The organism is Monashia sp. NPDC004114 (assembly GCF_053603855.1).
The window spans coordinates 137,482-159,519 of sequence record NZ_JBSGGK010000007.1 but is presented as its reverse complement, the minus strand read 5'-3'; the positions used below and the strand labels follow the sequence as shown (position 1 = coordinate 159,519).

Genomic DNA, 22,038 nt, shown 5'->3' with positions numbered 1-22,038 from the left:
GAGCGCAAAGCACATGAAGAAAACGCGCATCATGGCTGTCGCCGGTGCGACGGCCCTGGCGCTGGGGTTGACCGCCTGTGGCGGCGGTAACACCGGCGGCACCACGGGCGGCACCGGCGGCAGCGGGGGCGGAGGCGGCTCGTCAGCCGTCGCTGCCGACGCGGCACTCACCAAGGTCGTCAACCCCTCGGACGCCAAGGGCGGCACATTGCGCTTCGGCATCTCGGACGACTGGGACTCGGTAGACCCCGGCGACACCTACTACGGCCTGTCCTGGGACTTCCTGCGCAACTACGGGCGCGGCCTCGTGACGTTCAAGGCGGCACCGGGTGAGGAAGGCGCAAAGCTCGTCCCGGACCTTGCGACGTCCCTCGGCAAGCCGAGTGACGGCAACAAGACGTGGACGTACACCCTGCGTGACGGCGTCAAGTACGAGGACGGCACGCCGGTCACGAGCAAGGACGTGAAGTATGCCGTCGCGCGCTCGCTCGACAAGACGACGTTCCCGAACGGTCCGACGTACTTCAACGACTTCCTCGCCGACGTCCCCGACGGCTACTCCGTCTACAAGGACAAGAACCTCGACGACCTCAAGTCGATCACCACGCCCGACGACAAGACGATCGTCTTCCACCTGAAGACCGCCTTCTCCGGGTTCGACTACTTCGCCATGCTTCCTGCCACGGTTCCGGTCCCGCAGGCCAAGGACACCGGCACGAAGTACAAGGAGCACGTCATGTCGACGGGCCCGTACAAGTTCACGACGTACCAGGCCGGCAAGCTCCTCGAGCTCGACCGCAACCCGAACTACGACCCTGCTACCGACCCGGACACCGGCCGCAAGGCCCTCCCGGACAAGCTCACGGTCGAGATCGGCGTCAACGCGGCAGACCTCGACAACCGGCTCATGTCGGGTGACATCGACGTCGACCTCGCGGGTACGGGTGTCCAGGCGGCGGCGCAGGGCAAGATCCTGGCCAGCCCGGACCTGAAGAAGAACTCCGACAACCCGAACACGCAGCGGACGAACTACACGCAGATCAACACCGACGTGGCGCCGTTCGACAACATCGACTGCCGCAAGGCCGTCCTGCTCGCGTACGACAAGACGGGCTACCAGCGCGCGTACGGCGGCAGCATCGGTGCCTCGATCGCGACGAGCCTGATGCCCCCGTCGGTCCCGGGCCACCAGGACATGGATCTCTACAACTTCGCCGCGAAGCCCCAGGGCGACCCGGATGCCGCCAAGGCCGAGCTCGCCAAGTGCGGCAAGCCCGACGGCTTCGACACGATCATCGCCTACCGCACCGAGCGTCCGAAGGAGAAGGCCACCGCCGAGTCGCTCCAGCAGTCGCTGGCCAAGGCCGGCATCAAGGCCACGCTGAAGGGCTTCCCGCAGGGTGACTACTTCAAGCTCTACGTCGGCAAGCCGGACTACGCCAAGGCCAACGGCTTGGGCCTCATGATCATGAGCTGGGGCGCTGACTGGGCTGACGGCTTCGGCTTCATGGAGCAGATCGTCGACAGCCGCGTGATCCGCCCGGCCGGCAACACGAACCTCGGCATCAAGCTGCCGGCGGTCGACGCCCTCATCGACCAGGCGCTCGGCGAGAACGACGTCGCCAAGCGTGACTCGATCTGGGGCCAGGTCGACAAGACCGTCATGGAGAACGCGGTGGTCCTGCCTGGTGTCTGGGGCAAGGGTCTGCTCTACCGACCCGAGAACCTGACGAACGTGTTCGTCACCGACGCGTTCAGCTTCTACGACTACACGACGCTGGGCACGACCAAGAAGTAGCAGCACGAACCGCCCGCCCCATCCACCGAAAGAAGGTGAAGGCGTGGCCCCGGTGGCAGCCGACGATCTCGTCGGCTGCCACCGCCGGGGCCGCCGACCACAGTGCTCGCGTACCTGATCAGACGCCTCATCAGTGCAGTCGTGCTGCTGTTCATCGTGACGGCAGTCGTCTTTGCCATCTTCTTCCTGCTTCCCCGGATCGGCGGGGCCACCGTCGAGGACCTCGCCTCGCGCTACGTCGGCAAGTCGGCGGGCGCCGCCCAGATCCACGAGACGGCCGTGCGCCTCGGGTTCACCGACCCGATCTGGGTGCAGTACGGCCGCTTCATCAAGGGCCTGTTCGCCGGTAGCGACTACTACACCGGCGCCGGCTACGACCACTGCCCCGCCCCGTGTCTCGGGTACTCGTTCATCACGCAGAACCCCGTCCTGCCTGACCTCATGGACCGCCTCCCGGTCACCCTGAGCCTCGCGGCCGGCGCCGCATTCCTGTGGCTGCTGGGCGGGGTCGCGACTGGCGTCGTCTCGGCGCTGCGTCGCGGGACCATCGTCGACCGCGCCGCCATGACGGTCGCGCTCGCCGGTGTCTCGCTCCCCATCTTCTTCACCGGCCTGCTGTCGCTGTCGATCTTCAGCTACGGCCTGGGCTGGACCGCGCCAGGTGGCTCCTACACCCCCTTGCAGCAGAACCCCTTCTTGTGGGCCTACGACCTGCTCCTGCCGTGGATCACGCTGGCGTTCCTGTATGCCGCGGCATACGCCCGACTGACGCGCGCGGGCATGCTGGAGACCATGAACGAGGACTACATCCGCACGGCCCGCGCCAAGGGGCTGCGCGAGAACGACGTGGTCGTCCGGCACGGCCTGCGCGCCGCCCTGACCCCCATCGTGACGATCTTCGGCCTCGACCTCGGCCTGCTGCTCGGTGGCGCCATCCTCACGGAGACGACCTTCTCGCTGCCCGGCATCGGCCAGTACGCTGTCAAGGCCGTGTCGCAGAACGACCTGCCGAAGGTCCTCGGCGTGACGATTCTCGGCGCCGTCTTCATCATCATCGCCAACCTCGTCGTGGACCTTCTCTACGCCGTCATCGACCCGAGGGTGCGCACCGCATGACCGAACCCACGAACCGAAGCACCGAGAAGATGGCCGAGGCTCTGGTCGACTCCTCCGAGACCGTCGACCGCACCGGCCGCCGCCGCCGCAAGGGCGCCGAGTCGGTGAACGTGCTCGACGGCATCGGCGGCCTCGGCGCGCCGCCGCCGGGGACCTTCCTCGCGGTCCGCGACCTACGCGTGCACTTCCCCACTGATGACGGCCTCGTCAAGTCGGTCGACGGCCTGTCGTTCGACCTGGCCCGCGGCAAGACCCTCGGCATCGTCGGCGAGTCGGGATCTGGCAAGAGCGTCACGAGCATGGCGATCATGGGGCTGCACAAGCCCGGCACCGTGCGGATGACCGGCTCGATCCGGCTCGACGGCCAGGAGCTCGTCGGCGCGAGCCGTGAGGACGTCCGGGCGCTGCGCGGCAAGAAGATGGCGATGATCTTCCAGGACCCGCTCTCGTCGATGCACCCGTTCTACACGGTCGGCCGCCAGATCATCGAGGCCTACAAGGTGCACAACGACGTGAGCACCTCGGTCGCCCGCAAGCACGCCATCGACATGCTCGACCGCGTGGGCATCCCGCAGCCGAACAGCCGCGTCGACGACTACCCGCACCAGTTCTCGGGCGGTATGCGGCAGCGGGCGATGATCGCGATCGCGCTGTCGTGCTCCCCCGACCTACTCATCGCCGACGAGCCGACCACCGCGCTGGACGTCACCGTGCAGGCGCAGATCCTCGACCTCATCCGCGACCTGCAGAGCGAGTTCAACTCGGCCGTCATCATCATCACCCACGATCTGGGTGTCGTCGCGGAGCTCGCCGACGACATCATGGTGATGTATGCCGGACGGTCCGTGGAGTACGCCGCCGCTGAGGACGTCTTCGAGCGGCCGCAGCATCCGTACACGTGGGGCCTGCTCGGCTCGATGCCGCGCCTCGACCGCGAGCGCACCGAGCGGCTGCGCCCGATCGCCGGCACGCCCCCGAGCCTGATCAAGGTCCCTGCCGGCTGCCCGTTCCACCCGCGGTGTGCCTTCGCCGACCGCACCGGTGGCCTGAGCCAGACCGTACGACCCCCGTTCGCCCCCGGGCCGCCCGGGCACTATGCCGCCTGCCACCTCTCCCCCGAGGACCGACGGTCCATCTGGGAGAACGACATCAGGCCGACGCTGTGACCCGCCCGAGCGAAGGAGCCGCATCGTGACCACGTCCACCGCACCGGAGGCGAGCACCCAGACGCGCTCGGGCGACGCGCTGCTGCAGGTCACCAAGCTGACCAAGCACTTCCCGATCCGCCGTGGGCTCCTGCAACGCGTGGTCGGCGCTGTCCAGGCCGTCGACGAGCTGACGTTCGACGTGGCCCGGGGCGAGACCCTGTCGCTGGTGGGCGAGTCGGGATGCGGGAAGACGACGACTGGCCGGATGCTGACCCGACTCATCGAGCCGACGTCGGGGACGCTGCTGTTCGAGGGCCAGGACGTCACGCACTGGTCGGTCGGCAAGCTGCGTCCGCTCCGTCGCGACGTGCAGATGATCTTCCAGGACCCGTATGGCTCGCTCAACCCGCGCCACACCGTCGGCACGATCGTGGGGGCGCCCTTCAAGCTGCAGCACGTCAAGACCGAGAACGGCATCAAGCGTTCGGTCCAGGAGCTGCTCGAGCTCGTCGGCCTCAACCCGGAGCACTACAACCGCTACCCGCACGAGTTCTCCGGCGGCCAGCGGCAGCGCATCGGCATCGCCCGGTCTCTGGCCCTCAAGCCCAAGCTGATCGTGGCCGACGAGCCGGTCTCGGCGCTCGACGTGTCGATCCAGGCCCAGGTCATCAACCTCCTCGAGGACCTCCAGGACGAGCTGGGCCTCACCTACGTTGTCATCGCGCACGACCTCTCGGTGGTCCGGCACATGAGCGACCGCATCGCTGTCATGTACCTCGGCAAGCTCGTCGAGCTGACCGAGCGGGACGAGCTCTACACGCGTCCGATGCACCCGTACACCACGGCACTGCTGTCGGCCGTCCCGATCCCGGACACCCAGCGGCGCATTCACCGCGAGCGGATCCGGCTCGAGGGTGACGTCCCGAGCCCGATCAACCCGCCGCCCGCGTGCCGCTTCCACACGCGCTGCTGGAAGGCGCAGGAGATCTGCAAGACAGTGGAGCCACCACTGCTGCAGCTGGCGCCAGGTCACCAGGTGGCGTGCCACTTCCCGGAGAACCAGGACCTGCCGACGCCGACCTCTCGCCCCACCACGGCCGACGCCTGACCTCCGCAACACACCCATAAACCGACAGCCCGTCATAGCTGCAACCGTGGCGAGCGGTCGGTTTCCGGGTGTGTTGCTGACACAGCGGTGAGGACCTCGTTGGCCGGCCGATGGCTGCGGAGGGAACGAATCGGGCGTGGCTTTGGTTGAACGTTCCATGAAGGTGGAGATCTGGTCCGATATCGCCTGCCCGTGGTGCTACATCGGCAAGCGCCGCTTCGAGAGTGCGCTCGCGCAGTTCGCGCATCGGGACGACGTCGAGGTGCACTGGCGCAGCTACCAGCTCGACCCCACGCTCCCCGACCATCACGACGGCACCGAGCTGGACTACCTGGTCGACCGCAAGGGGATGTCCCGCGGCCAGGTGCGGCAGATGTTCGACCAGGTCACGGCGATTGCGGCCGATGAGGGGCTGGCCTACGACTTCGACTCGGTCGTCGTGGCCAACAGCTTCCCGGGCCACGAGCTGCTCCACCTCGCCAAGGCACATGCGCTCGGCGACGCCGTCAAGGAGGCACTCCTGTCGGCCCACTTCGAGCATGGTGAGGACATCGGCGACCGTGAGGTGCTCGTGCGCATCGGCACCGAGGCGGGCCTCGACCCGGAGGAGATCGTCCACGCCCTGAGCGAGCACTCCTACCGGGGCGCCGTCGTCGCCGACATCCAGGCGGCCCAGCAGATCGGGATCCGGGGCGTGCCGTTCTTCGTGCTCGACGACACGTACGGCATCTCTGGTGCCCAGCCCGCCGAGCTGTTCGGCCAGGCGCTCGACCAGGTCTGGCGCGAGACGCATCCGCTGGTCATGCTCGACGCCAGCGCCGGCTCGGCCGCCGGCGACGCGGCCTGCGGCCCCGACGGCTGCGCCATCTGACCCCGAGCGCCCGTGACGGGTGGGGCGGGTCGGCCACTCGACCAGATGGGTGGGTGCCGGTCGAGTGGGCGCTGCGTCCCACCGGCCCCAGAAACCCCAAAACCCGTGTGACGGGTGAGGCGGGTCGCCCACTCGACCAAGACGGGAGCCCCACCCCCGTCGAGTGGGCGCTGCGTCCCACCCGCCCCGGAAACCCCAAAACCCCGTGTGACGGGTGGGGCGGGGCGGCCACTCGACCAGATGAGGTGCCGGTCGAGTGGGCGCTGCGTCCCACCGGCCCCAGAAACCCTGTGTGATCCCGTGTGACGGGTGAGGCGGGTCGGCCACTCGACCAGACGGCCCCACCCCCGTCGAGTGGGCGCTGCGTCCCACCCGCCCCGGAAACCCCAAAACCCCGTGTGACGGGTGGGGCGGGTCGCCCACTCGACCCAGACGGCCCCACCCCCGTCGAGTGGGCGCTGCGTCCCACCGGCCCCAGAAACCCCAAAACCCGTGTGACGGGTGAGGCGGGTCGGCCACTCGACCAGATGGGGGTGCCGGTCGAGTGGGCGCTGCGTCCCACCGGCCCCAGAAGCCCTGTGTGATCCCGTGTGACGGGTGGGGCGGGTCGCCCACTCGACCAAGATGGGGTGTGCCGGTCGAGTGGGCGCTGCGTCCCACCGGCCCCAAAAACCCCAAAACCCCGTGTGACGGGTGGGGCGGGTCGCCCACTCGACCCAGACGGCCCCACCCCTGTCGCGTTGGCGTCTGCGGGCCGGGCTAGAGGCGGCTCTCAGCCGCGTCGGCGCCGGCGAGGCGCTGCGCCAGCCACACCGGGATGATCGACAGCACGATCAGCACCACGGCAATGACGTTGACGACTGGGGCCTGGTTGGGCCGGAAGAGGTTGTTGAAGATCCAGATCGGCAGCGTCGGGCTGTCGGGGCCGGCCGTGAAGGTCGTCACGACGATCTCGTCGAAGCTGAGCGCGAAGGCGAGCAGCGCGCCCGCGAGCAGGCTGGAACGCAGCAGCGGGAAGGTCACCCGCCGGAAGGTCGTGAGGGGCCTGGCACCGAGGTCGGCGGACGCCTGCTCGAGCGACGCGCCGAGCCGCCGCTGGCGTGCCGTCACGTTGTTGAAGACGATGACGATGCAGAAGGTCGCGTGACCGACGATGATCGTGAACAGCCCTGCGCCGATGCCGAAGATAGGCGTGAGCACACCCTGGATCGCCGACTGGAGCGCGATGCCGGTGACGATCCCGGGCAGCGCGATGGGCAGCACGATGAGCATCGAGATCGCGTGCCTGCCGAAGAAGGCGTACCGGCTCAGCGCGAGGGCGAGCAGGGTCCCGAGCAGCAGGGCGATGGCCGTCGCGCCGAGGCCTGCCTTGACCGACATGAGGAACGCGTCCCGCGGGCCCTGGGCCTGCAGCGCCGCATGCCACCACTGGGCGGTGAAGCCAGGCGGCGGCCAGCCGAACGTGCGGTCGCTGTTGAACGAGTTGACCGTCACCACGACGATCGGCACGTAGACGAAGGTGAGCACGATGGTCGCGAACACCGTGAAGAGCACCTTGGTCCCTCGTCCGAGTCTCATCCCTCCACTCCTCAGAGGTTGTCCAGGGCGCCGGTGCGCCGCACCGCGACCAGGTAGAGGACCATGATCACGACCGACGACGTGCCAAGGGCTGCAGCGAAAGGCAGGTCGAGCGTGATGTTCTGCAGCACCGTGGTGCCGAGCACCTGGAGCTTGCCGCCGACGATGGACACGGCGATGTAGTCCCCGAGGCTGAGCGAGAAGGTGAAGATCGAGCCGGCCGCGATCGCAGGCATGAGCGAGGGCACGACGACCTTTCGGAACGTCGTCGCGGGACGCGCACCGAGGTCGGCCGAGGCCTCGAGATGGCTCTCCGGCAGGCGCTCGAACGCGGCATAGACCGGCAGGATCATGTACGGCAGCCACAGGTAGCTCAGGGTGAGCACGACTGCGGCCAGGCCGAACCCGGGTGTCGCTCCGAAAGCGCTGTCGAACACGCCGCCGGGCTGGAGCATGGTGCGCCAGGCATAGGCCTTGACGAGGTAGCTCGCCCACAGCGGCACGAGCACCGCCGCGAGCAGCAGACCGCGCAGGCGTCGCGGCGCGACCCGGGCCATGAAGAACGCGAACGGGACCGCGACAGCGATGCACAGCACGGTGACGAGCACGGCGATCAGCAGCGTGCGCCCGATGATGCCGGCATACGTCGGGCTGAGGATCTCCCGGAAGTTCTCGAGGGTGAAGGTCGGGATGACCTGGTTCGTGAACGGGTCGGTCGTGAAGAAGGCGGTCGCGAAGATGACGGCGAGCGCGCCGAGGTAGACCACGAGGAGCCACAGCAGTGGCGGGGCGAGCAGGGCTGCGAGCCCTCTGCGGTTCCTCATGCGTGGTCCACCTCCGTGTTCTCGACGTGTTCTCGACATGCTCTCGACGGTTCTGGTCGGCCGTATGCCGGCGGGTGCCGTCCCGGGGCCGGCGTCGGTCCCGGGACGGCTCGCCGGTCAGCTGTTGCGGATCTCGGTCCAGGCCTTGGTCCACGTCGCGTAGTCGGTGCACTTGACGTCGGTCCGGCCGTCGAGGCAGGTGGAGATCGGCGTGGTCCAGTAGTGGACCTTGCTGAAGTAGGCCTCGTCCTCGGCGTGGTACGTCGCGCAGTGGTTCTTGTCGACCGTCTCGGCGCAGGCCTTGCGGTTGGCCGGAGCCTCGCCGAAGTACTCCGCGATCGCCGCGTTGACCTTCGGCGAGACGATGTGGTCGATGAACTTGTACGCGCACGTCTTGTGCTGCGACTTGGCCGAGACCATCCAGGTGTCGGACCAGCCGGTCGACCCCTCCTTGGGGAGGATGGCCTCGACGGGCGTCTTGTCCGCCTGGGCGACGTTGGCGATGACCTGCCACGTGGTGCCCACGGTCGACGTGCCGTTCTTGAAGGCCTGGACCTCCTTGAGGTAGTCAGACCAGTACTCGCTGACGTTGGCCTTCTGCGCCTTGAGCAGGTCGACCGCCGCGGCGAGCTGGGTGTCGTCGAGCGCGTACGGGTCCTTGATCCCGAGGTCGGGCTTGGTCGCCATGAGGTAGAGGGCCGCGTCGGCGATGTAGATCGGCGAGTCGTATGCCGTGACGTGGCCCTTCTGGGCGCCGGCCTGGTCGAACACGGCGCCCCACGAGTCGGGGGCGGGCTTGACGAGGTCGGTGCGGTACATGAGCAGGTTCGCGCCGCGGCCGTGCGGGATGCCGTAGGCGACCCCGTTGACGGAGTTCCACGGCTTCATCTTCAGCGAGTCGAAGATGTCGGGGTAGTTCGTGATGAGCGAGGTGTTGACCGGCTCGACGTCGCCTGCCGCGATGAGCCGCAGGGTGGCGTCGCCCGAGGCCGAGACGGTGTCGTACTGTCCGGTGCGCATCAGCTGCACCGCCTCGTCCGAGGTGCCGAACGTCTTGATGTTGACCTTGCACCCGGACGACTTCTCGAAGTCGGTGACCCAGTCGACCTTGGGGTCGTTGCTGCCGTCCTCGACATAGCCGGGCCAGGCGAGCACGTTGACCTCCCCCTCGGGTGTGCCCAGCTTGTCCAGTGCCTTGAGGTCGGGCACCTGCATGCCGCCGGGCGCACCCGTGCCGCCGGTCCCCCCGCTGGTGGATGGGGTCGAGCTGCCGCAGCCCGCGAGGGCAAGGACGGCCACGACCGCGACGGTCCCGAGGAGGGACTTCCTTGACGTACGCACGCCGATCTCCTTCATGGTGATGATCAGTGGAGTGTTGATCAGTGGAGTGTTGATGAATCGAGCGCTGACGGCTCGGGCGCCGTTGGTTCGAGCGCCGGCGGTGCGGGCACGTCGATCACGTGCTCGCTGTTCCAGACGAGCACGACCTGGTCCCCCCGCCGCAGCGCGGCACCACCAGTGCGTGACCCGGTGTTCTGCTCGAGCGCCGTGAGCCGGCCCCCGGCAGCTAGTGCGACGACGTAGCGCGTGACCGGCCCGCCGTAGACGACCTCCTCGAGCGTCCCGTCGGCATGCAGCTCGCCGGCCCCCACCGACGCGCCGGCCGGGGCGACCGAGAGCTTCTCGGGGCGGATCGCGAACGACCCGTCCCGCTTGATGACGGCCCGGGCGGCCGCACCAGTGAGGAGGTTCGAGGTGCCCACGAAGCCGGCGACGAACGCCGACTGCGGGCTCTCGTAGACCTCGTGGGCCGTGCCGACCTGCTCGATCCGGCCGGCGTTGAATACCGCGATGCGGTCGGACAGGGTGAGTGCCTCCTCCTGGTCGTGGGTGACGAAGAGGAACGTGATGCCGACGTCGCGCTGGATGCCCTTCAGCTCGACCTGCATCTGCTCGCGCAGCTTGAGGTCGAGGGCGCCGAGCGGCTCGTCGAGCAGCAGGACCTTCGGCCGGTTGACGAGTGCGCGGGCCAGCGCGACGCGCTGCCGCTGGCCGCCCGAGAGCTGGGACGGCCGGCGTTTGCCGTGGTCGCCGAGCCGGACCTGCTCGAGCGCCTCGCCGACGCGGGTGCGCCGCTCGGAACGGCCGACCTTCTTGACGAGCAGGCCGTACTCGACGTTCTCGGCCACGCTCATGTGCGGGAAGAGGGCGTAGTCCTGGAAGACCGTGTTGACGTCGCGGTCATAGGGCTGGCGCTGGGTCACGTCCACGCCCTCGAGCTCGACGACGCCGGACGTCGGCTCCTCGAACCCCGCGATCATGCGCAGCACCGTCGTCTTGCCGGACCCCGAGGGCCCGAGCATGGAGAAGAACTCGCCGCCCCGCACGTCGAGGTCGATGTCGTCGACGGCGACGACCGGCGGGGTGCCGGTGAACTCCTTGCGCAGCCGGCGAAGGCTGATCGCCGGGGTGTCCTGCCCGTGGCGAGGCGTCATGGTGCTCCTCGGGTGTGTTCGGCCTGCTGGACGGAAAAGGTATGGGTCCATATGTTTACGCGCAAGGGGAATCACCAAACTGTTAGGAGGTGGTGTCATGGCGGACCGGTCCCTGCCCCTCGGGCCGTATGCCGCCGTGTTCGCCCCGCTGCCCGCCGAGGGCCGCGCCGAGGCCGTCCGCCGCCGGCTGGGTGAGGCGATCGCCCTGGGCCTGCTGCCGGACGGCAGCATGCTGCCTCCCGAGAGCGACCTGGCCGACCGGTTCGGCGTGGCCACGGTCACCGTGCGTGAGGCTCTGGGCACCCTGCGCGAGGACGACCTCATCGTCACCCGCCGCGGCCGCGGCGGTGGCTCGTTCGTCAAGGCTCCGGAGGACGGCGGGCGGGCCGCCCTGTTGGCGCGGCTGGCCCGCGTGGGCCTGGGCGAGCTGCGCGACCTGTCGGACCACTACTGCGCCGTGAGCGGCCACTGCGCCGCGCTGGCCGCCGAGCGGGCCGACCCGGACGACCTCACACGGCTGCGCCGGCTCGCGTCCCTGCGTCCCGACCGGGACGAGCCGAGCGGCATACCCCGGCACGAGGGCACCTTCCACCTCGAGCTGGCGGCGACCGCGCAGTCGGCGCGGCTCACTCGAGAGGAGCTCTCGCTCCAGCGGGAGATCGGACCCGTGCTCTGGCTCGCCGACGCCGACCCGGACGCCGGGTCAGCCGACGTGGGCGGCGTTCGCGCGCACGAGCGGATCGTCGGGGCGGTCGCGTCCGGCGAACCCGCAGCGGCCCGCGCCGCCGCGGAGGATCATGTCAGGGAGCTGTTCGAGGCGGTCAAGAGGCTGCACCGGACGACCCGGTCGAGGAGGCAGGCATGACGGCGACGACAACGGGCACCGACGTGGCCCAGTGGGTCGGTGACTTCGGTCGGGCGCTGTTCGAGGAGCTCGACGAGCTGGGTGAGCTGGTCCGCCGGCAGCTGAGCGGCGAGGTCCCGCGGCGCACTGACCTCGACATCGAGCGGTACTGCCGCGCCATGCTCGAGGACCCCAGGACTCCCGTCGCCGGCGCCGGCGTCGTCATGGCGCCCGGCCTGCTCAGCGACGCGGCGTACTGGCTGGAGTGGTGGACCTCCGACTCGCGCTCGGGCACGGCGACCGTCGCCAAGCTGGCGGCCGAGACCGACCCACGAGCCGTCGGGTTCCGCGACTACACCCAGCTGCCTTGGTACGCAAGGCCTTTCGAGACCGGCGATCGTCACGTCACCGGGCCCTACGTCGACTACCTCTGCACCGACCAGTACACGCTGACCTTCACCCAGCCCCTGGTCGTGGGTGGGCTGTTCGGCGGGGTCATCGGGGCGGACGTCCTCGTCGCCTGGTTCGAGGAGCACGCGCTCGATGTGATGGACGGCGTCGGGCGCACCTGCGTCCTCGTCAACGCCGCGGGGCGCGTGGTCACATCGTCGGACCCCACCTGGGTCACGGGAGACCTGATCCGGGACCTTCCGCTGGACGCGTGGGCGTCCGGAGCCGACGCGCCCACCTCGGCATGGCTCGCCACACGGTGCCATGACCTGCCCTTCTTCGTGATCACCCCGCGCTGAGCGCCCGTCATCGGCGGCTCAGCGGGCGGCGGCCCAGTCGGCCCGCAGGATCGAGTAGAGGTACCCGTCGTGGTAGGCGCCGTTGCGCCACTGCGCTCCGCGGATGACGCCCTCGCTGGCGAAGCCGACCTTCTCGAGGGCGCGCTGCTCGGCGACGTTCTCGACGTCAGTGTGTGCCTCGATGCGGTTCGTGTTCGTGTGCCGGAAGAACAGGTCGACGAGCAGCCGCTGGGCCTCGGTGCCGATACCGCGCCCGCGCACCCACTCGTCGAGGTGGATGCCGATCATCGGGTTGCGTGAGCCGGCGCTCGGGCCCCACTGCATCCAGATCCAGCTGACGCTGCCTGCCAGGTCGCCGTCGACGACCACGGCCAGGTTGCCCCGATCGTCGAGACGGCACGGTGGCGGCTGGTCGTAGCCCGGGCGCGGGCCGAAGTCGTCGAACTCGGTGTCGGCGACGCGCGGCTCGGCGAGCTCACCGGCGCGCACGGGGCGAAGGCTGACCGCGCTCATGCGGCCACCTTACGGCGCCGGGCCCACCCAACGGCCACAGCCCGACGCGTCGGGACCCGGCATACGGGAGACGGGGGACGGAAGGCGGCGGGAAAGGAAGAGAGGCGCCACCCGCTCGGGGGTCCAGATGGCGCCTCTTCCACCCGCTCCATCGGAGGCGGGGCTGGATGCGTTACACGTCCGCCGGGGATTTCTTCTCGAGGTCGACGCTGAGGCGGGCCAGGGCGATGGCCGCGAGACAGAGGCCGAGGTCGCGCAGGGCGATATCGAGGTGGCCGCCGAGGACGAGCAGGTTGACGATGATCCCGAGCAGCCAGAGCGCCACGATCGGAGCACCGATGCGCGGCCACAGTGCGACGACCACGCCGGCGGCGATCTCGACCACTCCCACGATGTACATCGTCGTGTGCACCGAGAACGGCGACAGCGACGCGAACCCCGGCGCCAGGTAGGCGTCCCAGCTGACCATGTAGTCGAAGAACTTGTCGATGCCGAAGAGGATCGGGGCGATGGTGAAAGCGCTCCGCAGGATGACGAAGGCCTGGTAGGTCGGCGATGCGAGGTCACGCGTCGTCGAGGTGGGTGCCTGCGTGGTGGTGTGGCTCACGAGCAGCTCCTTTTGTCGGTGTTGGTTGTGTCGGTGTTGGTTGTGTCGGTGTTGGTTGTGTCGGTGTTGGTTGTGTCGGTGTCGGGTGTGTGGGTCGGGCAGGTGGACAGCGGCGAGGTCAGTGCACCTGGGACGGGAGCTGCCGCATGATCCCCTCGCTGAGCAGGTCGGCCATCGCGAGGATGTGCGCATGGACCTGCTCGTATGCCGCGATGCTGGCCGTGTAGTCGCCGCGCAGCTCGGCCGCCGCCTCGGCGAGGGTCTGGTCGAGGTGCATGCGCATCGACTCGCGCATCGTGGCCTGCGGCCAGTTCCTGGGGTTGGCGGCGGCGAGAAAGTCGGCGATCTGGTCGGCGTTGGCGTACCACCGGGTCTTCGCGTCGGCGAAGGCCGCGGTGTCGCCGGCCTTGGCAGCCTGGAGCAGCTCGACCGCGATGGTGATGTGGTCGTGGAGCAGGGCGGTGAGCGTCGAGCCGGCCTGCGCGCCATAGAACGTCGCGATGGCACTGCCGATGTCGGACTGGTTGGCCAGCAGCCTGTTCGCGGTCGGACCGAACCCGGCCGAGCCGTCCGCGAACGCGACGATCGCGAGCCGGGTCCACGTGACATGGTCCTCCCACAGCTTGCGCATCGCGTCGTGCAGGGACACCTGCGCGGCCGTGAGGGCGCGTGCTGGGACGGAGGTGGAGGCTGCCGCAAGGTGCGAGGCGTGCGCGGCGTGCGAGGCAGTGGGCACGACGCCGGCGGCACTGCGCGGCACCGTGAGCGCAAGCGCGGCGAGGACGAGTCCCATGACCGAGACGGAGAACGCGACGCGCCGACGGCGTGGGCGCGAGGGCGAGGACGTGCTCTGGTCATCCTCCATCGATCTGACCATCACTGTGACCTTCCTTCGTCGAGGCACCCGCACGGGATCTGCTGTCACGGCTGCCGTGGGTTGACCGGTGTGACCACCCCTGCCGACACTGGCGAAGAGGTGATGCCGAGGTGGTCACAGGACGTTCGCGTGTCAGGCCGCGCAGTTCTTACCGCCTGGCCGGTAAGAGCCGGGGCGGGACGGACGCCAACCAGTCATGACCGTCAACACCGCCTCAGGCCCACAGGCCTCGCACGTCCCCGCCCGACCACGGGTATGCCGCTCGGACGGCCCGCCTGCCGACGTGACGGCATGGCGCCACTGCCGGCTGCTCGAGGCGGGCTTCCCCGAGCCGCTGGCGACGCGGCTCTCGCGGGCGCGGGTCGACGTGCACGCCTTGCTCCAGCTCGTCGACCGCGGCTGCCCTCCCGAGCTGGCATCCAGGATCCTCGGACCAGATGAGTGGTCCGCATGACGGCCGCAGACCCCGACACCCGCGCGGCCCACCCCGTCGCCATCGTCGCGCCGATGCCCGCCGACGCCTGGGACCGGTCGGCGGTCACCGGGTGCACGGACCGGTCCTCGGACGAGAGTCTCCAGGCCCGGCTCGCGTCGCTAGGACCTGATCGGGACGATGCGGTCCGGGAGCTGCACGCCCTCATGGTCCGCGGGTGCCGGCACCAGGTCGCGCGCATGCGCAGCCAGCTGCCCGGGCTCGACGCTCGCGACCGTGACGACCTGGCCGTGGCGGCCGCGGACGACGCCGTCGTCGCGCTCCTTTCCAAGCTGCATACGTTCGAAGGGCGCAGCCGCTTCACGACGTGGGCGTACAAGTTCGCCATCCTCCAGGCCGCGACCGAGGTGCGCCGGCAGGCCTGGTCGCGGCGCGAGGTGCCACTCGAAGACCCGGACACGCTGCACTGGTCGGCCGCGGGACCGGCCGAGCTGGCTGTGGCGACCGAGCTGGCCGCGGAGGTCGGGCGCGCGCTCGACGTGGCCCTCACGGCATACCAGCGGCGGATCGCGGTCGCGCTGCTCGTCGACGAGGTGCCCATCGACGTGCTCGCCGAGCGGCTCGGCACGACCCGCGGCGCTCTCTACAAGACGCTTCACGTGGCACGCACCCGCGTGCGGGCGCACCTCGTGGGCACCGGGCACCTCGAGCCACCGCGGCGTGCGGATGGTCCGGGGACTGGTGGGCAGGACGAAGGAGGCGGGGCATGAGCATCCGCAAGCTGACCGACAAGCAGGCCCGCGAGCTCGTGGTCGACACCGAGCCATGGCTGTCGTGCGACGACTGCTTCCGGCTCATGGACGAGTACGTCGAGCTCCTCGTGGCCGACCCCGCCTCGACGGCGATGCCGCAGATGCAGGTCCACCTGCGCGCATGTCCCGCCTGCGCGGAGGAGGCCGAGTCGCTGGTCGCCCTGGTCCGCGAAGACCGCTAGCGCAGACGCGACGAGGCGCCAGTCGCTCGGGGGTCCGACTGGCGCCTCGTACGCCTGCTTCATCGGCCCGACCGTCGGGAGTGTTACAGGATCTCCGAGAAATTCTTCCAAGATCTCTGCGGCCATGTGGCTGGGGGCATCAGGCCTGGTCAGGCCCCTGCTGCTCCTCACGACGCCGTTTCAGGCCGAGCTGCGCGGCGCCGCTGATGACCCGCGCGACGAGGCCGATGAAGATCAGCCCGAGGAGCATCTGCACCGTGGCCACGAGCCGCGCGGCCTCCGAGACCGGCGAGATGTCGCCGTAGCCGACCGTCGCGAAGGTCGTCACCGTGTAGTAGAGGGCATCGAGCCGCGTCATCGCCTGGGTGTAGCTGCCCGGCTGGACGGTGTCGATCGAGTAGTGCGTGCTCGCGAAGACGAGCAGGAACAGCGGGCCGGTCGTCGCCAGGGCCTCCACCGTCCGGATCAGCGGGTAAGGCGAGCCCACGATGCCTCGGGTCTGCAGGCCCAGGACCAGGATGACGAGCAGCACCCCCAGGACGAACTTGAGGAGCGAACGCTCCTCGTCGAAGCTGCCCAGCGGGATGAGCGTGTAGACCGCGAGAGCCACGATGATCGACAACGAGGACCGAAGCAGCGCCATGAGCAGCACCCTGCGTGGGGGCTTGCTGATCCCGGTCCTGCTGCCCTTCGGCCGGCCGACACCCGCCGGTGAAGCCGCGTCCGCTGCGGGGGCCGGCTCGACCGGCGGCGAGGCGTCGGCCATGCCTCAGACCCCTTGGCGGGCTTCGATCCGGCCCGAGCTGATCGCGTGCAGGAATGCCGCGTAGTCGCGGTCGTTCTGGTCGGCATACTCCTCGGCGAACTCCGCGAGCGCCTTGTCGAAGCGTCGCTTCGACCCGAGGTATGCCGCTATGGCCACCGGGTCGCCCGAGCGCGCGTGCGCGCGGGCGAGGGTCCAGCCACAGATGCGGGCGTAGTAGCCCATCCCGGCCGGGATCATCGTCTCGACGCTCGCGGACCCCTTCATGTCACGCAGCTGCCGCCAGTAGTAGAACCGGTCCGTCTCGATGCCGGCGGACCAGCCGAGGAAGATGTCAGAGGCCGACTGGAGCAGCTGCTGACCTTGGACGACGCGCTCACCGGCGTCGGCGAACTGGCTTCTGGGCAGGTGCGCCTCGAGCACCGAACGGGTGGCCTCCTTGACCTGGAGGAACAACGGGTCGCGCTCGTCGCGGCCCTCGAGCAGTGCGACGAACGCGCGCGTCCCGACCGACCCGACGCCGACGACCTTCCTCGCGACGTCCACGATCGTGTACCGGTTGAGCAGCTGCCGGCGGCTCAGGCTGAGCGTCGCGCGGTATCGCTCGAAGAACTGGCGGATGACGTCCTCGATGTCGGCGAAGTCGAGGTCGTAGTACTTCTCCAGCTCTCGCATCGGGATGAGCACGGGTGGCTGGCTCACGATGCGCTGGCGTCCGTCGACCACCTCGGTGAGCTTGGACAAGGCCTGCAGGTTCGTCCGGCTTCGGGCCTTGCGCAAGGTCGCTTCGCCCTGCTTGATCGAGGCGCCGGTGACCTTGAAGTCGCCCGACTCGCCCTTCGCCTTGGTCGTGTCGAGCAGGGCCCGGCGCGCGTCCGCCATGCCCCGGCGGAGGTCGTCCTCGGACAGGCGGGAGTACCACACGTCCAGCGTGTCCTGGCCGGCGAACTCGGCCATCGCCGTCCGGTACGACTGGCCCACGATGAGGCACACGTCGCGCACGTCGACCGGGCTGAAGCCGTTGTTGCGGCAGGCGATCGCGAAGCTGGCGGCGAGCCGCTTGACGTCGAACTCGAAGGGGCCCGGAAGCGTCTCGTCGAAGTCGTTGAGGTCGAAGAGCAGCTGCCGCTCCGGCGAGGCGTAGACGCCGAAGTTGGACAGATGGGCGTCACCGCAGAGCTGGACCCTGAGCCCGGCGGTCGGCGTGGTGGCCAGGTCCGAGGCCATGATCGCGGCCGACCCGCGGTAGAAGGTGAACGCCGAGGCCATCATCCGACCGTGCCGGACCGGCACGAGATCGGGCTCACGCGTCGTGTTCTGCGCCTCGAGCAGGGCGACCGGGTCGGGCCGTCCGGCCGGTGGCCGCCAGCCGGCATGGTCCTCCAGGGGCGCACGCTCCCTGGCCTCCTTGCCGAGCGCGCGGCGCTCGTCGACGCTCAGGTGCGCCGTCTCCTCCATCGGGTGCACGTGGTCGGTCGCACCGGCGGGGTGCTCGGAGTGTGTTGCCTGCACCATCGCGCTCAGGCCTCCTTTGGCTGGGTCGCCCGGTCGTCGGGGCCAGGCCCCGGCGGCAACGAGCGGAAAGCCGCGACGGCGTCCGCGACGGTCGGGTAGATGTGGTCGACGTTGAGCAGCTGCAGGACCCCGAACTTCTCGAGGGTGGCCCGCAGGTCGGGGTCGAGGTTGGCCAGGGCCACGTTCGCCCCGCGGTTGTGGACGAACGTCACGAGCTGGTGGAGCGTGGCGCCGGCCGAGTAGTCGACGTCGGGGATCGAGGAGCAGTCGAGGACGAGCCAGCGCACCGGGTCCGGGGCGCTGGTGATGAGCTGCTGGACCCCGTCCGAGAACTGGTTCGCGTTGGCGTAGAACAGGTCGGCGTCGTAGCGGAAGACGAGCAGGCCGGGGGCGCTCTGCATGCCCTGCTCCGCGCGCGTGTAGATCGGCTGGCCCTCGGCGTCGATGCCGATGACGAACCGGTGCGGACGGTACTGCCGCCGCACCATCTCGACGAGGGAGAGGATGACCGCCAGCACGATGCCCTGCTCCACGCCGACGGCGAAGACCACGATCGCCGTGAGCACGGCGATGTAGAACTCACTGGGCCGGGCCTTGCGGACGCGCTTCAGGCCGGCGATGTCGATGAGGTCGACACCGATGAGGAAGACGATCGCCCCGAGCACGGGCTTGGGCAGGTTGGTCAGGGCACCGGTGAAGAACAGCACGATGATGAGGACGACCAGGGCCATGGTCGCGTTGGCGAGCTGCGTCTTGCCCTTCTGCTCGTCGAGGATCTGGGTCTTGGTCGGGCTGCCGTTGACGACGAAGGTGCCGCTGAGTCCGGCCGCGAGGTTGGCGCCGCTGAGCCCGACGATGTCGCGGTTGATGTCGACCCGCTGGCCGTGCCGGGTCGCGAAGCTGCGGGACGTGGCGGCACTCTGGGCGATGATCAGGACGAAGCACGAGAAGGCGACCGTGAGCAGCTTGGGGACGTCGGACCAGCCGACACCCTGGGGCAGGCCGATCGGTGGGAAACCGCCCTGCATGGCGCCGACGACCGCCACACCGTGCGAGGAGGCCTGCGTGACCGTCGCAAGGATGATCGTGAGCACCACAGCCACGATGGCGCCGGGGACCTTCGGCACGAACCGCTTGAACCCGAGGATGATCGCGAGCGTGCCCAGCGCGTAGGCCAGCGTGACCCCACTCGCGTCACTGAGGTGCGTCAGCGTGTACCACTGCTGCTCGAACCAGTTCCCCTTGCCCTTGGGGATCCCGAGCATGTCGGGGATCTGGCCGGTGAAGACCTGGATCCCCACGCCGGTGAGGAAGCCGATGAGCACCGAGGCTGACAGGAAGTCGCCGAGGAAACCGAGCCGGAGCAGCCTGGCCAGCAGCAGCAGGGCTCCGCACATGATCGCGGTCAGGGAGGTCAGGGCGAGCCACTGGGGCGAGTTGGGGGTCAGCCCGGCGATCCCGATCGTGGCCAGGCCGGCCGCGAGGATCGCGGCCGTCGCCGAGTCGGCACCGACGACGAGCAGCCGTGACGAGCCGATGATCGCGAAGACCAGGGCCGGGAAGAGCACCGTGTACAGGCCCGTGATCACCGGCACCTGGGCGATCGAGGTGTAGCCCATGGTCTCGGGGATCGCGACCGCCGCCAGGGTCAGGCCGGCGAGGATGTCGGCGCGGAACCAGGACCTCTGATAGCCCCGCAGGGACTCGGGCCTGAGGCGCTCCGACCAGCTGGGGCGCTCCGGGCTCGGTGCGCTCGTGGTGCTCGTCGTGCTCATCGTCAGCTCCTCTCACGCGAGGTGCGCCGGGTCCTCCGGCCTGTCCTCGGGCCGGCCAGCCGGCCGGTCCGCAGCCCCGTCTGCAGCGTGTCCGGCGGCCGACCCGGCAGGCGTTCCGGCAGCCGTCCCGCCAGCCGTCCCGGGGGCCTCTTCAACGGCCGCGCCGGTGCCCTGATCCTGCGCCTGGTATCCCGCCAGCAGCTGCAGCTCGCCGTCGTGTCGTGGGAAGAGGAAGAAGACGATCGCCGCGCCGACGAGGATGGCGATGATGCCTGCGGTGTAGGCCCAGTCGGCCCCCGACAGGAAGGATGACTTCGCCCCAGCCATGATCTGGGTGGAGTACTGCGGGTACTGCTGCGCGATGGCCTCGGCCCCGGCGAACGACTTGGTCAGCTGGTTCTGCACGCTGCTGGTGATCTCAGCCCCGTTGGGGGCGGCGGCGACGCTCGCGGCGACCGCAGCGGCATACCCGGCGGTGAGCAGCGCGCCGAAGATCGACTGCATGATGGCGCCGCCGAGGTCGCGCTGCAGGTCAGCGGTGCCCGACGCCATTCCGGCACGCGTCACCGGCACCGCGCCGGTGAGCGAGTGCGAGGCCGGCGTGCCGGCGAAGCCCACGCCGATCCCAATGAAGGCGTAAGCGAGCGCGATCTGCCAGTACGAGCTGCCCTCTGACCAGAAGAGCAGCATCCAAAGGAACGCGAGGAACAGGAACACGTAGCCGGTCAGCAGGGTGAAGCGTGACCCGGCGGACTCGACGAGCTTCGCCGAGCGAGGAGCGACGAGGATCATGAACACGACGGCGGGAAGGAACGCGGCGCCCGCCTCGAAGGTCGTGTAGCCGAGGACGTTCTGCAGGTACTGCTGGCTGACGAAGGCCGACGCCATGAGCGAGCCGAAGACGATGATCCCGGCGCAGGCGGCGACCCAGAAGATGCGGCGCCCCGCGATGTGCAGGTCGTAGAGCGGGTTTGCGGCGCGTCGCTGACGCAGGATGAAGGCGATGAGCGTCGCGGCGGCGATGAGTGCCAGGCCCAGGGCGAGGGTGCCCTTGTTCGGGACCGGGGCGAAGTTGATGGCAAGGATCAGTGCGCCGACGAGCACGACGGACAGCACTCCCCCGAGGTTGTCGACGGGCTCCGTCGTCTCGTTGACGTGCGCGGGGACGAGCATGACAGCCATGACCAGCGCGACGGCGGCGAGCGGGAGCGTGACGAGGAAGACCGAGCCCCACCAGAAGCGCTCGAGCAGGAACCCCGCCACGAGCGGTCCGAGCGCGGCGATCCCGCCGCCGACGGCCGACCACAGCGCGATCGAGCGGGTGCGCCCCGGTCCCGACCACAGAGCGGCGATCAGGGCGAGAGTCGTGGGGTACGCCATGCCGGCCGATACGCCACCGAGGACTCGCGCCACGAACAGCACGCCGTCGGAGGGAGCGTAGGCGGCCAGGAGACACGCCGGGACGGAGAGCAGCATCCCGAGGATGAGCAGCAGCTTGCGGCCGTAGCGGTCGCCGACCGCGCCGAGGTAGAGCACCGACGCCGCGAGGCCGAGCGAGTACCCGACGGCGATGAGGTCGAGGGTCGTCTGGGACGAGTCGAACGCGCGCCCGATCGAGGGCAGCGCGACGTTGGCGACCGACAGGTTGAGGTTGGCGACCGCGGCGACGGCGATGAGCGCGACGAGGACGAGCCCGGCGCGCTGCGGCTCGGTGGACTCCTCGACCGCCACGGTGCCCGCAGGGGTCCCGGCCTCAGCCATGCCGACCGCCCCCGAGGTCGAGCCCGAGGTCGATCCCGAGGTCGAGCCCGAGGTCGAATGCGCCCTCGGGCGCGTCAGTGCGCACACACGTCATAGCGAACCCCTCACGCTTGAGTGCCGGGCTCCATCGTCCGGCCGCAGCGCGCGGGACCACATCACCCCCACGGGGTGGCCCAGCAGTATGCCGTGGGCGAGTCGCCGGGTATGTGGCGGTACTTCCCGATGAGCACGTGCACACCACGGACTCTCGCTCGCGGTCGCGGGAGCAC

General features: G+C 69.5%; 21 protein-coding genes. 10 read left to right on the top strand and 11 right to left on the bottom strand.

Features of this window, described 5'->3' with window-relative positions:
* Window positions 1-13 precede the first annotated feature (13 nt).
* From ACWEOW_RS11390 to ACWEOW_RS11370, 5 genes are all read left to right on the top strand, one after another.
* On the top strand, window positions 14-1,798 hold the full coding sequence (locus ACWEOW_RS11390; protein ID WP_452269302.1) for an ABC transporter substrate-binding protein: 1,785 nt from the start codon (window positions 14-16) through the stop codon (window positions 1,796-1,798).
* Between the two features lie 102 nt (window positions 1,799-1,900).
* On the top strand, window positions 1,901-2,914 hold the full coding sequence (locus ACWEOW_RS11385) for an ABC transporter permease (protein ID WP_452269301.1): 1,014 nt from the start codon (window positions 1,901-1,903) through the stop codon (window positions 2,912-2,914).
* Window positions 2,911-4,080: an ABC transporter ATP-binding protein gene (locus ACWEOW_RS11380; protein WP_452269300.1), complete on the top strand. Its 1,170-nt coding sequence runs from the start codon at window positions 2,911-2,913 to the stop codon at window positions 4,078-4,080. The genes ACWEOW_RS11385 and ACWEOW_RS11380 overlap by 4 nt, the downstream gene beginning before the upstream one ends.
* Before the next feature lie 25 nt (window positions 4,081-4,105).
* The gene (locus ACWEOW_RS11375) at window positions 4,106-5,170 is read left to right on the top strand and encodes an ABC transporter ATP-binding protein (protein WP_452269299.1); all 1,065 of its coding nucleotides are present in this window, start codon (window positions 4,106-4,108) and stop codon (window positions 5,168-5,170) included.
* A gap of 157 nt (window positions 5,171-5,327) precedes the next feature.
* Complete coding sequence (locus ACWEOW_RS11370; RefSeq protein ID WP_452269298.1) at window positions 5,328-6,041, top strand: DsbA family oxidoreductase; 714 nt, start codon at window positions 5,328-5,330, stop codon at window positions 6,039-6,041.
* A gap of 759 nt (window positions 6,042-6,800) precedes the next feature.
* On the opposite strand, the gene ACWEOW_RS11365 is transcribed toward ACWEOW_RS11370, so the two are convergent.
* The 4 genes from ACWEOW_RS11365 to ACWEOW_RS11350 form a co-directional block, all read right to left on the bottom strand.
* A complete protein-coding gene (locus ACWEOW_RS11365; RefSeq protein WP_452269297.1) occupies window positions 6,801-7,619 on the bottom strand; it encodes an ABC transporter permease in 819 nt (272 codons plus the stop codon).
* Between the two features lie 11 nt (window positions 7,620-7,630).
* On the bottom strand, window positions 7,631-8,443 hold the full coding sequence (locus tag ACWEOW_RS11360) for an ABC transporter permease (RefSeq protein WP_452269296.1): 813 nt from the start codon (window positions 8,441-8,443) through the stop codon (window positions 7,631-7,633).
* A 117-nt stretch (window positions 8,444-8,560) separates the two neighbouring features.
* On the bottom strand, window positions 8,561-9,784 hold the full coding sequence (locus tag ACWEOW_RS11355) for an ABC transporter substrate-binding protein (RefSeq protein WP_452269295.1): 1,224 nt from the start codon (window positions 9,782-9,784) through the stop codon (window positions 8,561-8,563).
* 38 nt (window positions 9,785-9,822) lie between these two features.
* Window positions 9,823-10,938, bottom strand: a complete 1,116-nt coding sequence (locus tag ACWEOW_RS11350) for an ABC transporter ATP-binding protein (RefSeq protein ID WP_452269294.1) — start codon at window positions 10,936-10,938, stop codon at window positions 9,823-9,825.
* Window positions 10,939-11,035: 97 nt separating this feature from the next.
* Between ACWEOW_RS11350 and ACWEOW_RS11345 the strand changes: the two genes are divergently transcribed.
* Both ACWEOW_RS11345 and ACWEOW_RS11340 read left to right on the top strand, forming a co-directional pair.
* The gene (locus tag ACWEOW_RS11345) at window positions 11,036-11,803 is read left to right on the top strand and encodes a FadR/GntR family transcriptional regulator (protein WP_452269293.1); all 768 of its coding nucleotides are present in this window, start codon (window positions 11,036-11,038) and stop codon (window positions 11,801-11,803) included.
* A complete protein-coding gene (locus ACWEOW_RS11340; protein WP_452269292.1) occupies window positions 11,800-12,531 on the top strand; it encodes a cache domain-containing protein in 732 nt (243 codons plus the stop codon). The genes ACWEOW_RS11345 and ACWEOW_RS11340 overlap by 4 nt, the downstream gene beginning before the upstream one ends.
* Before the next feature lie 18 nt (window positions 12,532-12,549).
* Here the strand turns inward: ACWEOW_RS11340 and ACWEOW_RS11335 are convergent, their stop codons facing one another.
* The 3 genes from ACWEOW_RS11335 to ACWEOW_RS11325 form a co-directional block, all read right to left on the bottom strand.
* Window positions 12,550-13,044 carry a GNAT family N-acetyltransferase gene (locus ACWEOW_RS11335; protein ID WP_452269291.1) on the bottom strand — a complete coding sequence of 165 codons (495 nt, stop codon included), beginning with the start codon at window positions 13,042-13,044 and terminating at the stop codon, window positions 12,550-12,552.
* Between the two features lie 172 nt (window positions 13,045-13,216).
* Window positions 13,217-13,651, bottom strand: a complete 435-nt coding sequence (locus ACWEOW_RS11330) for a hypothetical protein (protein ID WP_452269290.1) — start codon at window positions 13,649-13,651, stop codon at window positions 13,217-13,219.
* 118 nt (window positions 13,652-13,769) lie between these two features.
* Entirely contained in the window at window positions 13,770-14,516 is a 747-nt protein-coding gene (locus ACWEOW_RS11325) for a hypothetical protein (protein ID WP_452269289.1), read from the bottom strand.
* Window positions 14,517-14,724: 208 nt separating this feature from the next.
* Between ACWEOW_RS11325 and ACWEOW_RS11320 the strand changes: the two genes are divergently transcribed.
* The 3 genes from ACWEOW_RS11320 to ACWEOW_RS11310 are packed head-to-tail and all read left to right on the top strand — an operon-like array spanning window position 14,725 to window position 15,955.
* Entirely contained in the window at window positions 14,725-14,982 is a 258-nt protein-coding gene (locus ACWEOW_RS11320; RefSeq protein WP_452269288.1) for a hypothetical protein, read from the top strand.
* Entirely contained in the window at window positions 14,979-15,731 is a 753-nt protein-coding gene (locus tag ACWEOW_RS11315; protein WP_452269287.1) for an RNA polymerase sigma factor, read from the top strand. Before ACWEOW_RS11320 ends, ACWEOW_RS11315 begins: the two co-directional genes overlap by 4 nt.
* The gene (locus tag ACWEOW_RS11310) at window positions 15,728-15,955 is read left to right on the top strand and encodes a hypothetical protein (protein ID WP_452269286.1); all 228 of its coding nucleotides are present in this window, start codon (window positions 15,728-15,730) and stop codon (window positions 15,953-15,955) included. Before ACWEOW_RS11315 ends, ACWEOW_RS11310 begins: the two co-directional genes overlap by 4 nt.
* Before the next feature lie 139 nt (window positions 15,956-16,094).
* On the opposite strand, the gene ACWEOW_RS11305 is transcribed toward ACWEOW_RS11310, so the two are convergent.
* The 4 genes from ACWEOW_RS11305 to ACWEOW_RS11290 are packed head-to-tail and all read right to left on the bottom strand — an operon-like array spanning window position 16,095 to window position 21,769.
* Window positions 16,095-16,721: a potassium channel family protein gene (locus tag ACWEOW_RS11305; protein WP_452269285.1), complete on the bottom strand. Its 627-nt coding sequence runs from the start codon at window positions 16,719-16,721 to the stop codon at window positions 16,095-16,097.
* Between the two features lie 3 nt (window positions 16,722-16,724).
* Window positions 16,725-18,233: a DUF2252 domain-containing protein gene (locus ACWEOW_RS11300; protein WP_452269284.1), complete on the bottom strand. Its 1,509-nt coding sequence runs from the start codon at window positions 18,231-18,233 to the stop codon at window positions 16,725-16,727.
* A gap of 5 nt (window positions 18,234-18,238) precedes the next feature.
* Window positions 18,239-20,008: a SulP family inorganic anion transporter gene (locus ACWEOW_RS11295; RefSeq protein WP_452269283.1), complete on the bottom strand. Its 1,770-nt coding sequence runs from the start codon at window positions 20,006-20,008 to the stop codon at window positions 18,239-18,241.
* A 12-nt stretch (window positions 20,009-20,020) separates the two neighbouring features.
* Entirely contained in the window at window positions 20,021-21,769 is a 1,749-nt protein-coding gene (locus ACWEOW_RS11290) for an MFS transporter (protein ID WP_452269282.1), read from the bottom strand.
* Between the last annotated feature and the right edge of the window lie 269 nt (window positions 21,770-22,038).

What these genes read in the sequence shown, in the direction of transcription:
- ACWEOW_RS11380 (WP_452269300.1), top strand. Translation starts at nt 2,911, where the DNA reads ATGACCGAACCCACGAACCGAAGCACCGAGAAGATGGCCGAGGCTCTG.
- ACWEOW_RS11335 (WP_452269291.1), bottom strand. Translation starts at nt 13,044, where the DNA reads ATGAGCGCGGTCAGCCTTCGCCCCGTGCGCGCCGGTGAGCTCGCCGAG.
- ACWEOW_RS11340 (WP_452269292.1), top strand. Translation starts at nt 11,800, where the DNA reads ATGACGGCGACGACAACGGGCACCGACGTGGCCCAGTGGGTCGGTGAC.
- ACWEOW_RS11290 (WP_452269282.1), bottom strand. Translation starts at nt 21,769, where the DNA reads ATGGCTGAGGCCGGGACCCCTGCGGGCACCGTGGCGGTCGAGGAGTCC.
- ACWEOW_RS11365 (WP_452269297.1), bottom strand. Translation starts at nt 7,619, where the DNA reads ATGAGACTCGGACGAGGGACCAAGGTGCTCTTCACGGTGTTCGCGACC.
- ACWEOW_RS11320 (WP_452269288.1), top strand. Translation starts at nt 14,725, where the DNA reads ATGACCGTCAACACCGCCTCAGGCCCACAGGCCTCGCACGTCCCCGCC.
- ACWEOW_RS11390 (WP_452269302.1), top strand. Translation starts at nt 14, where the DNA reads ATGAAGAAAACGCGCATCATGGCTGTCGCCGGTGCGACGGCCCTGGCG.
- ACWEOW_RS11350 (WP_452269294.1), bottom strand. Translation starts at nt 10,938, where the DNA reads ATGACGCCTCGCCACGGGCAGGACACCCCGGCGATCAGCCTTCGCCGG.
- ACWEOW_RS11325 (WP_452269289.1), bottom strand. Translation starts at nt 14,516, where the DNA reads ATGGAGGATGACCAGAGCACGTCCTCGCCCTCGCGCCCACGCCGTCGG.
- ACWEOW_RS11310 (WP_452269286.1), top strand. Translation starts at nt 15,728, where the DNA reads ATGAGCATCCGCAAGCTGACCGACAAGCAGGCCCGCGAGCTCGTGGTC.
- ACWEOW_RS11370 (WP_452269298.1), top strand. Translation starts at nt 5,328, where the DNA reads ATGAAGGTGGAGATCTGGTCCGATATCGCCTGCCCGTGGTGCTACATC.
- ACWEOW_RS11295 (WP_452269283.1), bottom strand. Translation starts at nt 20,008, where the DNA reads ATGAGCACGACGAGCACCACGAGCGCACCGAGCCCGGAGCGCCCCAGC.
- ACWEOW_RS11305 (WP_452269285.1), bottom strand. Translation starts at nt 16,721, where the DNA reads ATGGCCGACGCCTCGCCGCCGGTCGAGCCGGCCCCCGCAGCGGACGCG.
- ACWEOW_RS11345 (WP_452269293.1), top strand. Translation starts at nt 11,036, where the DNA reads ATGGCGGACCGGTCCCTGCCCCTCGGGCCGTATGCCGCCGTGTTCGCC.
- ACWEOW_RS11300 (WP_452269284.1), bottom strand. Translation starts at nt 18,233, where the DNA reads ATGGTGCAGGCAACACACTCCGAGCACCCCGCCGGTGCGACCGACCAC.
- ACWEOW_RS11360 (WP_452269296.1), bottom strand. Translation starts at nt 8,443, where the DNA reads ATGAGGAACCGCAGAGGGCTCGCAGCCCTGCTCGCCCCGCCACTGCTG.
- ACWEOW_RS11315 (WP_452269287.1), top strand. Translation starts at nt 14,979, where the DNA reads ATGACGGCCGCAGACCCCGACACCCGCGCGGCCCACCCCGTCGCCATC.